At 37.1% G+C, this 15,401-nt stretch carries 7 protein-coding genes; 1 reads left to right on the top strand and 6 read right to left on the bottom strand.

Annotated elements, in window-relative coordinates; all coding sequences use genetic code 11:
- Positions 1 to 4: 4 nt before the first annotated feature.
- Positions 5 to 1,426 (bottom strand): sulfatase, encoded by a 1,422-nt coding sequence (locus QMO11_RS01830; protein WP_282035760.1) that lies wholly within the window; start codon positions 1,424 to 1,426, stop codon positions 5 to 7.
- 185 nt (positions 1,427 to 1,611) lie between these two features.
- On the opposite strand from QMO11_RS01830, the gene QMO11_RS01825 reads away from it, so the two are divergent.
- Positions 1,612 to 2,757, top strand: a complete 1,146-nt coding sequence (locus QMO11_RS01825) for a hypothetical protein (protein WP_282035759.1) — start codon at positions 1,612 to 1,614, stop codon at positions 2,755 to 2,757.
- A gap of 60 nt (positions 2,758 to 2,817) precedes the next feature.
- Here QMO11_RS01825 and QMO11_RS01820 read toward each other — a convergent pair whose 3' ends face one another.
- The 5 genes from QMO11_RS01820 to QMO11_RS01800 all read right to left on the bottom strand — a co-directional run bounded on the left by QMO11_RS01820 (position 2,818) and on the right by QMO11_RS01800 (position 15,351).
- On the bottom strand, positions 2,818 to 6,309 hold the full coding sequence (locus QMO11_RS01820; protein WP_282035758.1) for a glycosyl hydrolase: 3,492 nt from the start codon (positions 6,307 to 6,309) through the stop codon (positions 2,818 to 2,820).
- Between the two features lie 8 nt (positions 6,310 to 6,317).
- Positions 6,318 to 8,411 (bottom strand): polysaccharide lyase 8 family protein, encoded by a 2,094-nt coding sequence (locus QMO11_RS01815; protein ID WP_282035757.1) that lies wholly within the window; start codon positions 8,409 to 8,411, stop codon positions 6,318 to 6,320.
- Positions 8,412 to 8,418: 7 nt separating this feature from the next.
- On the bottom strand, positions 8,419 to 10,086 hold the full coding sequence (locus QMO11_RS01810; RefSeq protein WP_282035756.1) for a GH39 family glycosyl hydrolase: 1,668 nt from the start codon (positions 10,084 to 10,086) through the stop codon (positions 8,419 to 8,421).
- Between the two features lie 69 nt (positions 10,087 to 10,155).
- The gene (locus QMO11_RS01805; RefSeq protein ID WP_282035755.1) at positions 10,156 to 12,024 is read right to left on the bottom strand and encodes a methyl-accepting chemotaxis protein; all 1,869 of its coding nucleotides are present in this window, start codon (positions 12,022 to 12,024) and stop codon (positions 10,156 to 10,158) included.
- A gap of 84 nt (positions 12,025 to 12,108) precedes the next feature.
- Positions 12,109 to 15,351: a family 78 glycoside hydrolase catalytic domain gene (locus tag QMO11_RS01800; protein WP_282035754.1), complete on the bottom strand. Its 3,243-nt coding sequence runs from the start codon at positions 15,349 to 15,351 to the stop codon at positions 12,109 to 12,111.
- Between the last annotated feature and the right edge of the window lie 50 nt (positions 15,352 to 15,401).

The following is a 15,401-nucleotide window of genomic DNA, read 5'->3' as shown; positions in this document are numbered from 1 at the left end:
TAATCTATTGATAACTTGTTGCTTTATTTATCTTTTCATTGAGCTTAATTCTAAACTCTTTGAGCTGCTCACTATAAACAGGATCGGTAACAACGTTCACATTCTCTTTTGGATCTAACTCGCGGTTATACAACATCTCTTCTCCGTTTTCGAACAAAGAATACGTAAACTTTTCGGTTACAATGGCATCGGCAACTTTAAAACGAGCATAAGCAGCATCCCGAAACTTTTTACTTGGATTAGTAAGAACTGCAGAAAAACTCTCTCCCATTATATAATTTGGAACAGGAACATTGGCCAAATCACAAAGTGTTGGATATATATCTACACTTTCTACCAAAGCCTCGGTATTTTTACCTGCAGCCTTCCACGGAACCTTTACAATTAATGGAACTTGCAAGGCGTTATGCAATGTATTGTGTTTACCCCAAAAATCGTGTTCACCGAGGTGCCAACCATGGTCGCCCCATATTACTACAATAGTATTGTCCGCTAAACCTAAGCTTTCAAGTGCATTTAACACATCTCCCACTTGCTTATCCACGTAGCTCACACATGCATAATATCCGTGACGCATCATTTTATGAAACGCCTCGGTATTAGGTTTGTATTCGCCAAAACCATATGATTTATATTCGCCACTACCTCGTAATTGCATAGGAGCATTCTCAGGACGAAAACGGTTATCGGCCACTTGAATAGCTTCTCTATCATATAAATCCCAATACTTTTTTGGGGCATAAAAAGGCATGTGCGGGCGAATAAATCCACAAGCCAAAAAGAAAGGCTCATCCGAATACTTTAAAAGCTTTAAATCGGCAATTGTTTTTTGGGCTACCTTGGTATCGAAATATACACTATCTGGCACATCAGGAGCTTCATAAACACGCCCTTTGTTTGACTTTCCATCAAATTTAGGATTAGTCGGATCCTGACTCACACTATGGGAAACATTAGGCATCCAAGGTTTTCTGCTCCAACTTTTTTCCATTGCATCTTTGTTGTAATGGAATATTTTGCCGTTAGAAATACATTTATAACCCGCCTGCTTAAATACCCCAGGTAAAGTATTTGCATTGGGAACATCTTTTTCTGCTTTCGCTAGATAATCGATAAAGCGGGTTTTAGTAGGCAGAATACTCGTTAACAAACTAGCTCTTGAAGCACCACAAACAGGCACATTACAATATGCCCGGTTAAAAACTACCGCTTCGGATGCTAATTTATCTATGTTTGGCGACTTCACCTGTGGCGCTCCATAGCAACTTAATTCTGGTCTTAAATCATCTATTGCAATAAACAATACATTTGGCTTGGTCGTTTGCGCTTCTAATCCATGTAAAAAACAAGTCGCGTATAATAATAAAGCCAGCAAAACCTCTTTTACATTAAAAAGATTAATTTTTTCGGTTATCATAGTTTTCATATAAATAGAATTTAAATCATACTTGTAAAAATGCCTTTTTAAAGATGAATACATGCACAATAAGCTTATCAAACTGTTTTTGAAACTGTTTGCTAACCGTTACCTATATGTTACCAGTTGTTACCTAAAGCTGCTAAGCTAGATGAAATAAGGAAATAGCATTAATTTATTATATTTGTTACGCAATGGAACAAGACAAAATACATCAAGCTTTAGAGAGAATTTGCGGTAGTGAATTTTTCGAAAAATCGCCTCAAAATATCCGTATTATTAAGTATTTGGTTGAGCAAGCACTTAACAATGAATATGTGAAGGAATACTCGCTAGGAATGGCCATATTTGGCGAAAGTTACAAGCCCGAAGAGTCGACTAGCAAAGTGCGTGTTGCCATGTTCAAGTTCAGAAAAAAACTAGAGCAATACTATACAGAAGAAGGTAAAAATGATCATCTAATATTTGTTGTAAAAAAGGGGCAATACAATCTGGAGATTAAGCATAAAAACAAGCAAAAAACACATCAACTTAAAACAAAACAATACTATATTCCTGCTGCCATAATTGTTCTGATTGGTATCTCCAGCATTCTTTTTTTCGCAAAGCAACAAACACATTCTTTTTGGGACTATTATTTTGCCCCTGATAGCAATAATATTTGTTTTATCTCAGACGAATTTGTTATATCAGAAAAAATGGCTGATGGCAAATTTCAGTTTATAACAACTACCAGCGTTACTGACCGTGATGATTTTAGAGCATACCAGATTAGTAATGGAAAAGAAAACATTAAACCAGCTAACTTTAGCTATACTAGCAAAATGGCACCTATTGTTATAAACGAATTAGCACCTTGGTTTTGGGAAAATAACAGTAAAATGAGCGTAAGACTAGAATCTGAATTTAAATTCAACGACATATCTAGTCATAACCTCATTTTTATTGGTCATTTTAGAAACCACAAAAATGCAAAAGAGCTCTTTTTAAGCAATAGCGAGGTATTTAAAACTCAAAAAAATGGGTTCATTTATAACAATTCTAAAGATTCAATTAACTATAAGAACAGCCTAGTAGATATGACTAGGGTGGATTATACGATGGTATCTTTTATGAATCTGGATAATGGTAAGAAAGCTTTGTTTATAGCCTCTAACCATGACATAGGAGTGATTGCGCTGAGTAAGAAACTCAGTGATAAAAAGCAACTGAAGGAATTTTATTCTAAAATCCCCAATAAGGAAACCAATTTTAATGCCCTATTTAAAGTATCCGGTATGAAAAGAACTGATATTGGTTGCGAATTGGTACAACTAGAACTTATCCCAAAAGGGGAATAAACTACCCGAGTTCGAATACATTTAGAATACACTAATTCTTGTCAAACTCGGGTTAGTCTTTTAATACTTTAATTTAACAACCTTGGAAACTACAATTGTAACGGGTCCTATGAGGCCCGAAGTTTGAAGCTTATCGTCTTTGCGCCAATGCTTATAACTGGCAAACGTTTGGCGTTGGCTTGGACGTTCACCTTTTTGCAATAACCAATTGGGCCATTGCTTAATGTTTGGCCCCCTACTTTCAAAATCCTTGGATAAGAATTCGTCTCCAATTAAACGATTTGGCCACATATTGGTAACCCTAACTTCTAAGGTATTAGTTCCTTCTTTGGCTACTCCATCCATATTAATACGATAAGGAGCCTTCCATAAAACACCTAAATTTTCGCCATTCAAAATAACTTCGGCAATCACAAAAACACTTCCCAAATCAAGTTCTAATGAATAATTTGATTGTAGCAACTCCTTAGAGAGTTCAAATTGCTTTGTATAACTGGCTGTTCCCGAAAAAAATCGGATATTATCATCAGAAGATAAGGACCAAGAGCTTAATTCTTTAAAAGGTACTTTTGTGGACATTGAATTAGGAGCTGCAAAATTAACATCCCACCCCTCTGACAAATTGATGGCTTTAGGTACCGTTTTTACCTTTATCGTTTTATCCTTACCAACTGAGGTTTGATAAGTAATTTGCACGGCATAAGGGGTTAACCATAAATCATCGCCATTTTTAGTTACTAATTTTGGTAAAGCATTAGCTTGCGCTAAATTTAAACTACTGCCATAGGGTAAAGTAGTTGTATACTCTACGCCATTAGTTGTATAAACCAAACGTAAGGCTTTCTTATTTGTACTCTCTAATACTCCTTCTGTTAAACTATCGTCCACCAATATTTCTAGTAAACCTGAAGCAAGCATGTTCTTTAGTTTTGGCGTAACATCATACACTGGCTTACTCGCCGGTATGCCCTCTACACCGCCTTCAAACTTACCAAAAACGGCCGAAACTACAGTCAATTCTCCTGCACCCTTTTCATCAATACTTAGCTGCTCTTTCTCCATTGCATTGATTTCTTTTTGCACAGCCCCAACCTTATATTGAATACGCAATTCTTTTTTGTAACCCGGAGCCGGATCGCACGAACAAAGGTCCCTATTGGCAACAACATTTAGTTTATTATCTTTTATTTCAGCTCTAACAATCTCGCTTACATCAACCAAACCCTGGGGCAAAAAAGTACCATATTCAGCTTTAATAATTTCTAAGTTCTGTAAGGGATGTAAAGGTGGCTTTTGATATTGCATTATAACCTTCTCCACATGTTTATTTGCTGAAGATGGTTCTCTGAAAACAACAAAGATAGATCCCTCTTGCTCTAGAAAAACCGAGAGCGTAGTCGTTCCATCTCCATTATCTGCCCATACGGAAGTGTTACTAATTTCGCCTGTTTCTGCATTCCAAAATTCGGGTTGTTTATTGGCTATTCTAAATCGACACTTTAATTCTATAGCCTCATTTCTTGCATTAGCCAGAAAGTATATATCGCCTTCGTTTGATGCTCGATGAATAAAACTTATATCCTCATTCCCACCCTCTAGAACACTAAAGTCGGGTTGTAAATCACCGCTTTTAAGAAAATCAATTACTGAACCATCCTGAATTAAATTTCTGTCCCAAAGTTTATCTGAGACTTGAGCAACTTGAGCATCGCATTGAGGATAATTCTGTAAACTTGGTGACTTGTTTGCTTTTGTGGCAAAAATAGTTGCTCCTGACTCTGCCAACTGTTCTACAATGTGCATTGTTTCTGGCCTTATCCAAGGTGTTTCAGGAAATACAAGTGCTTTATACTTTGCACCATGCTTGGTGCAAATTAGTCCATCCTTAACCGTTAGTTCATTTATCTTATTGCTTCCAATTAAATCATAATCGTAACCCATGGCTTTTATTTCGGGCATTAAAATACCATCGTTGGGAGAGGATTCGCCAGTAAAAACTAGAATATCGGCATAACTCATTCCTTGCTGCAGAAGATATTGGCTACGCGCGATGTAATCCATAAAGGCAACTCCTTGATTCCACCAAGTATTTAAGCGGTTAAAATCCATACCAAAAGGGCCTAATGCTAAACCTGGAGCCACATCCCAAGGTTGATGAACGTAGGTGTGAAAAATAAATCGGTTTATACCCTGAGCCCAAGCCATATCGCCAATTACTTTTAGCTGTGCGGGATGACGAGACCAACCACCCATATCAGTAAAAGCCTCTGCCCCAACAATAGAACTACCGTTTAATTTGGCTATTGAAGCCACAAACTTTGGCGAATCGAAAAAGGCCAACTCACCGCTCCAAAACTCACTCATAACAATATCACCTGTTGCTCCTACTTGCATATTGTCGAATGGCCCCCAATAGGGTTCTACCGAGAAAGTCATATTATGCTCATGACATTTATCTCTAAAATAAGCGTAATAATTCTCTGCAATAAGATCGCCAATTGTTCGTCTGAAATCCCACAAAAAGCGTTCGCTTTTTTCGCCGCTATCTACATAATATCCGGCTAACGTTGGCAAATATAAAGTGCAATTGTAATTACGTAATTTTTTAAAGTGTGATTTAAAATCTGGTGTCCAATTGGCGCAGCCTACTTCGTAACTATCGATTATACAATTCTTCAATACCGTTCCTACTAAAGTATCTAACTTGTCAATAATTGGGCTGATACCATCTTTCCAAAAGGCATCCACTGCATCCCTGCTCATTTTATCACACTCCAAACCTTGGGCGCCATTGGGGGCCGAAATATTCTTTTTCCCTGTTGGTGTATGTCCCAATCGTAAAATAAGCCATTGTCCATCGGGAGCCAACCAATTCAGGTTTCCTTCTTTATCAATTTTCGATGTTAAATCGATAATATCAGATTGATGGACTACCGCAGCACTTGAGATTTGCCGTGCATCTGGCTCTAAATGATTTCTAACTCTGCTTGATAGGCTCTTATAATCCAAATTACTTATTCGGATATCGCTTTGGGGCTTAGGAAAGGCCAAAACCGCAATATCTTTGTAATAATTAAGATTCGTTTGGGGTTGCGGCAACTTATCATTAAATACCTGACCTCCTTGAAGGGTAATCTCGTTATAAACTAAGGTTTGCATGGCATACTCAGGTGTAACCCAAGGACCGCCACTCGATGACCAACCAGGACAATTATGAAAGGCCAAATCAATATCTAGGCGCTTTGCTTCTTCAGCTGAATATTTTAACAATTCTAACCACTCATCGCTCAGGTAAACAGCCGAACCTTGAGGAATACCTATGTTGGCATTAAATATTTGTGCCTCCTTAATTCCTACCTTTTTCATGGCTTCCAAATCGGCGGTTATTCCTTCCTCACTTACATTTCCATTCATCCAATGCCACCAAGTGCGGGCTTTAGATGCTGCAGGTGGGTTTTTGAAGTTATACACTAAACCCTTTTCCTCATCTGCTGAATAGCACGATATTAATGGTAAAACAACAACTAAAATAAGAGTAATATATGTTTTCATAGTTAAAATTATTTATTCTTAAGCTCAGCCAAATAAATGGATATTTGAACCGATTTTCCGGCCTCTGCTAGCTGAGGAAGAGGTATATCCATGTTTTTATGAGATCCTAGTTTTACATTAATATTCTTTAGTTTCTGAGTAGGATCAGCTATGGAAAGCACTAGTGCCCCTTCTTGTTTTTTTAACATTAAAACGCAGGGTTGATCCACTTCTAATCCATTCATTAATTTAGATTTACCTGCACTATAGAATACCATTCCGTGAATACTTCCATCTTCGGTAGATACCTCTTGTAAATCTGCAGTATTATTAATTTTGAATACTTTATTATAATGAAAAGACGACATAATTTCTGAGTTGGCATTGGGAATAATCACATATTCATAACTCTCATTTTTAGGGTTAATATCATGATCTATCCATAAGCTAAAAATATCATCCGTAAGAATAATAGGGCGAAATCGTTTGGCTACTCTATTCCAACTCCCCTCGCGCATCTTTGACATAAAGCTAACGCGATACCCTTTGGGAAATGCATAGCCAATATTACTGTGCAACACCCAATCGATAGCATGTGTACCATTTAGTTTTTTTAAAGTTTGTGTTTTATGGTTTGAGTTAATGAGCAAATCATCACATAAGAAAACCTGATTGATACTTGTGTGCACCGGAAATTCTGTTTGTGCCTTTATACCACTGCCCAAACAAACAATTTTATCGTCAAACATAAACCATGCTTTCTTGGCCTCTAAGCCATCTCTGTTATAATCTAGCACGGCAATTCCATTGGCACCATCAGAAACCCCTCCAACAAAATCACTATTGATATGATAGCCCCAAGCTGTTAAATAAGGAAGTGTATCGGTTTTCTGGATAAGCGTAGTTCCGGGAAGCTTTCTCCAATCCCAAAAAGGAAAAACATTCTCGTATTCATTCCCTGATTGATACAGAAAAGTTACCCCATCGCCCATATGATAACCTTGAATATTTTCATTATTAACCGTTTCGGCGCCAAGTACTCTGTTAGAGCACATTTTTACCGAGAAATAGTAATTTTTATTACGTTGCACTTGAAAATCGGAATGCCAAAAATGTTTATTACCCGAAAGCGTTTTATAATGGGTCGCATTTTTATATGCTGATGTGTTATCTTCATCAACATAAGCTAAGGCATTAAAAACAGTATGAAGTCGTTGTGATTTTAACTGTGCTTCTTTGGGAAATATTTGTCTGCCACAAGCACTGATATCCATTTTACCTTTCCAATCGACCCATCGCTGACCTTGTAAAGCAAATTGCCGAATGATATCAGCTTTATCTGCAGAAAATTGATAAGGTGTTTTGGCTAATAGCTGATACCAATAAAGCATATCTTCGAGATACGAAAGGCCGTAATTACCAAACTGTAACTGAGCACCATGCTGATGGTAAGACCAATCTGTTTGAATACCCTCTCCTTTTCCTGTTCGCAACTCATCCTGGATGGATTTGCTAGCCAATGCGATAGAATCGGCATCGCGTACCAACAAAGCACGGCATAATACATTACCCGAAAGCCATATCTTATTTTGCCCCGTCATTTTAATTTGAGCACGTCGCATAAGTACTAGCGCCTTCTTTATTTGCATTTCGCTCAGCTCGGCTTCCATTAAAAAAATGGTGGGTGCCAACAATCGTGGTACTCCGATATGCTGATCCCACCAGTTGGGACTCAAAAAATCATTATCCAACCAATAGTTGAGTGCTTTATGAATATTTTTTAAAAGCGACGCATTACTATAGAAACTACTCGTTTCTGTTTTATAAGCTATTGCCAGAAGTTTTACATTTTCTAGATGCTCCTTTACTGACCAATTGCTTCGCGAAGTATTTGCATAATCAATGGAAGGCCAGTATCCATTCGCATTCATACTTTCTATTAGCTCATTAATTTTAGCTTCATCTATGGATGTGCTAACATAGTAACCAATAAGGTTGTTATGAAGTTGACTTAAATGTTCGGGATAATCCACCGTTGGCGTTGAACATGAAATAAAACTACACAGAACCAAAAGCATGCAAACCGAAGTAATATTTATTTTATTTATAGAGCATATGGGCATACAACAGTTATAAGGCGTTCTGTTTAAATTCGAATTTTGTAAAAGCAAAAGATGGAAGGCTAGTGGTAATCTGAATTACTGAGCCTGATTCACCATTGGTTGAAGCCTTCGTATAAACTTCTTCCCAAGCCCCATATTGATAAGGATTTGGATTTTCGTAGTTTTTATAAGCTTTTAAGCCTGCTTTATTTAACACACTCGATGGTGCTCCTTTTCTATCAAAACCTTTCTTTATCCAACCTGATTTAGGCTCATCTTTTAAGAAATTTTGAAAGGTATTTTGCTCCTTACCATAGTGCAAACTTCTAAGGTACATTTTGGTACCTGCCGGAACATCCACAGAAAGAGAAATCTCTACCTTCTCAGACGCTGCATAATCCAAGGATTTGGCATTGAAATTATAAACCAGAACATCATAATCTTTAGAAGTTTCATCTGCAGCAAAAATGGCATCAATTGAGTTGCCTGAGATGCTTACATCCCCTGTTGTTTGATGCTCGTAGTGGTGCATCCCAAGCATGGTATTTAGTACTTTTATCCCAACCGGATCTGCGCTTCCTCGTCGGTTTCCCCACCGGTAAATGTACGCTGCGCCTTGGTTTTTATGTTTATAAAATTGATTTGAAAAAGCCAACTCAACAATCTCTTTATGAGAGCTTACACAGTTTACAAAACTATTACCCAATGCGCCCATGGATGTAATGGTTGCATACTCCATTAGGTCTAAGCTTGCATTTTTATTCCATTTGGGATGATTGACCAAACTACCAAAACACTCATTAAATTTATGATCCATTTGGCGATGTCCTTTATTTGAGATAATCACATAATCAGACATTCCCCAGAAATCGTATCGCACATCGTTATCATGACAAAACGCTATTAAATCATTAGAAAATGATGCAAAGGGCTGGCCTTTGTAATTTTTTGGTCCTCCTTTTTTATACAAAAAGTCAGAGAAACGTGTATGCACCCCCACCTTTGCATTAGGCAATATGGCTCTAACAGCACGTTCGGTATTGGCATAATGTGCAATAAAATCTTCCTTGGTTCCGAACCAGTGATCAGGGGTTTCAATCTCGGAGCCCACTCTAAAACGCCAAGACAGTACTTTTTCTTCGCCATACGTTTCTACTAGCTTACGCATTAAAGCCTTGATAAATTCATGATAAGCTTCTTTATCGGCTGGTGGCAAGGAATTTCCGTAAATAGATATTCGCTCGTTTTCGCGAAAATGGATACTATCGCATTCCCCTTTGGGGATAAAAGTGTAGCCGTGTTGAAATGCCCATGGTGGTTGATCCAAAACTATTTGAAGAATCTCTGATTGCGAATTCACAATTTTATTCAAACGCGCTATAAACGGCTCCCATCGATATACATATGTGTTATTGATAGAATCGTACAAGCAAGGATCATAATCAAGGTTCTTTACTGGCTTTCCGTCGTTGTTATACTTAATACCGCCAATCATTCTAACCAAATTAATTTTTAAATCGGATCTTAAATTAGACCCTGCTGTAGGACTTATCCTGTTCCCAACAGACCAAATACTATGCAGAGCTTCGCCTTTGTATCTTTCGTTTGTAAAATCTGCAGATAGTTTTATTTGGGCTTGCAATGAAGCAAAACCAAGGCCTATTAAACCTGTTACTAATATTTTTTTCAGTACCATTAAATCATTCCATTTAAATTCTGTGCATATTTTATTTGTAAGCCGAATCTTAATTTTAAACATTTGAGTTTATGCTGATCGCCTGAATATGTTTCGGACTAAGTGCATTACTCCCCTGGATTTGTCTTTTACAAACTCTTCATCTTCGGTATTAAAGGTGGCTATGGCATCGAATAATTCCTGTGCCTGATTTTTTAGTTCATGTGCACTAGCGGCTATTTCTTCAGATTGAGTAGCATTTACCTGCGTTAAACCATTTAAGCTATTTAGCGCACTATTAATCTGATTAGCCCCAGTCTTTTGTTCCTGACTAGCCACTGAAATTTCAGTAATTAAAGTGCCTGTTTTTTCAAGTTCAGGTAATACCTGATTTAAGCTATCGCCACTACTTTGTGATATTTGATAGCCTTGCATAGATAGTTTTCCGATAAACGAAGAGGCCTCGTTACTTTTTTCGGCCAATTCCTTCACTGCTTGAGCAACCACCGAAAACCCACGACCAGCTGTTCCTGCACGCGCTGCCTCTACTGAAGCATTAAGTGCAAGTATATTTGTTTGACGGGCGATATCGGTAATCGCAATTACTTTTTTAGATATTTCTTCTGATTTCTTTACTGCGGCATTTGTACTTACGGTAACCTCTTTTACTTCGCTAATGGTAATATCCGCTATCTGCTGAGTTTTACTAGCATGACTTGCATTTTGTTCTATATTAGCAACCATTTCTTCAACAGTAGAACTTATTTCTTCAACAGAACTGGCTTGTTGAGAAGCTCCGGTAGATAGTTGTTCGGAGCTACTATTTAGCTGCGTAGATGCTGATTTTAGATATTCAACACCGCTTTTAACTTTATCAATTGTCTCTTTTAATCCAGTGGTCATCTCCCCAAAAGACCGTGATAAATCACCAATTTCATCCTTTCGTGTTAAAAAGGAGCTTTGTATTTTTACACCTAATTTCCCTTTAGCCACACTTAATGCTACACGAGAAATTTCTGTTATCCCATCAGTAACAGAACGCGTTATAATAAACGATAAGGCACAACTAAGCAATAATACCCCGCCTATTAAATAATAAATTAATGAAATAACAGCAGCCAAATCATCCGCACTTTCTTTTTTTATCTGGGTAACTGTATTTCGCAATCGTTTAATAATAGGTTGTATTCTAGAACTGAAATTATAGGACTCTTTTAGATAACTTTTTGATACCATCATAAAATCCGAGTTACTAACTAATAAATCCTCAACTAAGGCAATAAAGGCTTGCTTCTGAACCCTTGTTTTCATAAAAAAACTAGTATCCATTTGCCGCGCTAATCCCTTAAGTCGGTGTAAAGATTTGCCATTATGTCTTTTCTCAAAACTAAGCTTTGCAGGCGCTGCTTTAAACTGAAGCAAATCCAATTTATATTTATGAATTATCCTACTCATTTCGAGTGCTTGCTTGTTATACGATACACTATGAACTTTAGGCAATCGGGCTATTGGTAATTCGATAAACTTAATAATGGTATCTATTTTTGTGATGCATAAAGATAAAAGCGAATCATACTCCATTCTAGATTTAAAGTATACATCTTTCACATTCTTTATTGTATCGATGCAGTATACAGCTTCGTTCAACTCAGGATATTCAAAATGAGTTGCCTTTGTTTTATTTCGAACTACTTTCTCAACTTTTGAAAATAATCCATTTATTTTAGTACGCTGACGCTCTTCGCCTCTTATAGAGAAAACTTCATGAGCTCTTGCAATATCCATAATCTCAGATACAGCGCCATTCAATTCTGATTGAAGAATAGCTCTACGATCGTTCTGTTTAATTGCATTAATCACAACAAGCCCAATTATTATGAAAAATGTAAAAAGTAACACATAGCCAATTATTAGGCGTGTGCTTATTTTTAGATTGTAAAACTTTAGATTTCTTTTCATCTCTCTTACTTTAGATTTTCATATTTAGATTAATCTCATTTTCGGATTTGCTTGATTATTATTTAATCTTTCGTATTCAGCTTATTAGTATATTTCAAATTCTGATATAAAGACATTGTTAGTGGCTTGTGTGAAGTAAAGCCTACATTTTGTTGTTGTCACAGGTTTGAATACATGCTGCTTATGAGCACCACAAGAGTCACCTGTTACAATATTCTTCCAAGTCTCTCCATCCCAGTATTGTAGTTGGTAACTTGAAATATTCGCGCCTTTTTCAGAAATAATAGTTTCACTGATTGTTTGTGGAGTGTGCCATGATGCCTCCAACCACTCTTTAGATGATTCGTTTGCCTGCCAAGCCGTTTCTGTATTACCATCATTAGCTTTAAAAGCTTCAAAACCGGGTAATTTCTCATCTTCAATAAACATTGAAGAGGCACTCATACGAGCAATCTTGGATAAATTATCAACCTTCTCCAATGGACTTGGATAGAGCGTATTTGGCAATTGATTTACCTCAAAATGATAAACACCAGACTCTACATGAAAAACAATGTAATTTCCAACAGCATCACTTTTTTCTGAGCCTATGTAGGTAATCCCTTTGGCTTCTTCAGCAAGTACGCCTCCTTCTGTAATATATTTTTTCTCAAGCGCAGGGATATATACTTTAGCTGTTGAATTAACCGGTACTTCTATATTTACAGATGCCTTATTATCCGATTTTAACCAATTAACAACAATATTACCATACATCGATTGAAATTCAGTATTGACATAGTTTAAATCACCCACTATAGCAGGTTTTATAATAAAGTTACGCATTCCTAAATCTGCTGTATCTGGTCTTATCCCACCAAATCCTTTAATGAAGTAACCGCCAATACCTGTATAACAGGTATGTATCTGGCTATTTCCTATGGCTGACCATCGCTCTGGCCATACGGTTTTACCTTGGCGGATAAAATAACCATAACTTGGGTGACGCGAATCTTTTAGTAGTTCATAAACCAAATCCATCCGCTCTCCACATTCGGTAAAGTAGCGCGTATATAAAGCCTGACCAGAACTCCCTGTATCATAATAAGGAAACTTATATAATACGTTATCCACCAAATTATCGTATACTTTTGTTACTTCATCGTTTGGAGTTACTCCTGATATTAAAGCAAAAGCTTGGTCTACCTGCAGACCATCAACATACAAACCCGTTTCTGGATTATAGGCAATTCTATGCGTTGCTTCTTGCTGTACTTTTAATCTATCTGCATATAATTTAGCATCTTCTGTCTTTCCCAAGGCTGAGGCTATTCCTACGGCATTTTTAAGCATATAGGCATACACACAATTGTTAAAATGTGCTGCTTCGGGAGAATTACTACTGGTCCAGAAATTGCCTCGTGGTGTACACCAGTCACCCAACCCTGGAAATTCTCGGGAGCCTTGTTTCCCAATTTTTAAAGCACCTCCAGTTTCATAATTTGAATGCTCATATAACCATGTCATCCATTTTTGCATGGAATCGTAATTATCTTCCAGAATTTTTTTATCCCCTAACATTCTATAGGTTTCCCATACGGTTATGGGATTGTTGGCTTTCCACATAAGGAACAATCGATCTTCCTCATTAATTACTCCCCTGATACCACCATCACGAGCTTGAGCATCGCGCATATATTGTGTATACTGATCCATATAAGCGCCACTTTCAAAGTTAGGTAATGCATCGCCATACATGGCAGCGACAGTAACCTCGCCCCAGCCACGTCTTTCGCGGTGCGGACAATCAACCAATATGCCATCAATAGTATTGGCTATATAGGTATCTAGGTTTATCTGATAAATTTGATTTAGCAGCTCGTTTGAAGAGTTGAACTTACTAATTTGTTTCCGGTCACTTGTGATTACATAACCTTTTATATCATCTAAATTGGGCTTATAACTGAGGCCGTAAATTGTAATCCATCTTCCTCCTGCTAAATTAAAACGGTTTGTAAACTGGCCCTTACCACTTTTCCCATAGATATACTTACTCTTTTGTTTCCAAGTAGAAGTCTCACCTAACTGATCGGCTATTTCAAATAACACGGAATCACCTTCAGCTCCATTATACAAATTCATTTCGAAAAACCCTGTATAATTTACGCCCATATCAATGCAATAGGTTCCGTTGCTATTTTTTTTGATAGCAGTAGGTTTTACCGTTTTAAACTTCACTTGCGGTTCAACCATTTGAGCGCTTAACTCAACATTTATATCGCTGTATTCGGCTCTTAATGTTCTATCCTTATTACTATTTACGGCAAAACTAATGTTAGGTCCATCGTGTAACTTTGCATTTTGTTCTGCTGCACTGTATACAATTGCCTTAGACCAATTACTATCATCATAGCTTACAGCATTCCAATTTTGTTCTAGTAAACGGTCATCAATTGTTTCTCCGCCAAAGCGCAAAATATCCCAATCTCCATAATATTCGCTATGGCTTTTCTTACATTTCCATGTCTTATCTGTTGAAAAGGATAACTCTTTTTCGCCTAAGGTTAATTCAACCTGAGCTTTAAATACAAAAGGAATATTACGATACTCTCTAACACGTCGCCAACGAGCCCAACCAGCTGCATGCCAGACTGCAATAACATTATCTCCCGGATTTAATTTATCTGTAATATTATAGCTTAGATAAGGGATTCGCTTTTTCATATATGAGGATACCGGATTCATACAATTATCTGTAATTTTTTCACCATTTACATATAACTCATGATAACCAAATGAAGCAAGATATACGAACGCAGAAGTGGCCTTCTCCGAGATTGTAAAGGTTTTACGGTACCAATTATGATCCTTCTTATGTTGATCTTCTTTCATGATCCAATCGCCTGTCCAATCTGTGGCTTGCAAAAGCCCCATTGTGAAATAAGCACTTCTGCTCCAATCTGAAACCTGACCAGTAGCATCCCATATTCTAAGTTTCCAATAACATTGTTGTCCTGATAGTAGAGAGGTTCCTGCATAAATAATATTTACAGATTCAGAATCGTTAATTTGTCCAGAATCCCAAAGATCACCCTTATTAGAATTTAAAAGTTTAGCACTGCTTGCCACCAAAATTTGATAAGCCTGTTGTTTTTGCCCACGCGTATTATTCCAATCTTTAATCTTCCAGCTCAAACGAGGATTTACGTTATCAATACCCAAAGGGTTTTTACGGTATTCGCAACGCAAATCTGTGACTTGAACTGAGGAATTACAACTGCATAGTAAGCCCAATAATACAACTATGTACAAACTATTTTTAACCAACCGAACTACTTCTAACTGCATATATAACCTTTTATAACACCTGAATAATAACTGACGAATACGTTGAATAA

This window comes from Saccharicrinis aurantiacus (genome assembly GCF_947489045.1).
Lineage (GTDB): Bacteria > Bacteroidota > Bacteroidia > Bacteroidales > Marinilabiliaceae > Saccharicrinis > Saccharicrinis aurantiacus.
This window is presented reverse-complemented; position numbering and strand designations above follow the sequence as displayed.

What these genes read in the sequence shown, in the direction of transcription:
- QMO11_RS01830 (WP_282035760.1), bottom strand. Translation starts at nt 1,426, where the DNA reads ATGAAAACTATGATAACCGAAAAAATTAATCTTTTTAATGTAAAAGAG.
- QMO11_RS01825 (WP_282035759.1), top strand. Translation starts at nt 1,612, where the DNA reads ATGGAACAAGACAAAATACATCAAGCTTTAGAGAGAATTTGCGGTAGT.
- QMO11_RS01820 (WP_282035758.1), bottom strand. Translation starts at nt 6,309, where the DNA reads ATGAAAACATATATTACTCTTATTTTAGTTGTTGTTTTACCATTAATA.
- QMO11_RS01815 (WP_282035757.1), bottom strand. Translation starts at nt 8,411, where the DNA reads ATGCCCATATGCTCTATAAATAAAATAAATATTACTTCGGTTTGCATG.
- QMO11_RS01810 (WP_282035756.1), bottom strand. Translation starts at nt 10,086, where the DNA reads ATGGTACTGAAAAAAATATTAGTAACAGGTTTAATAGGCCTTGGTTTT.
- QMO11_RS01805 (WP_282035755.1), bottom strand. Translation starts at nt 12,024, where the DNA reads ATGAAAAGAAATCTAAAGTTTTACAATCTAAAAATAAGCACACGCCTA.
- QMO11_RS01800 (WP_282035754.1), bottom strand. Translation starts at nt 15,351, where the DNA reads ATGCAGTTAGAAGTAGTTCGGTTGGTTAAAAATAGTTTGTACATAGTT.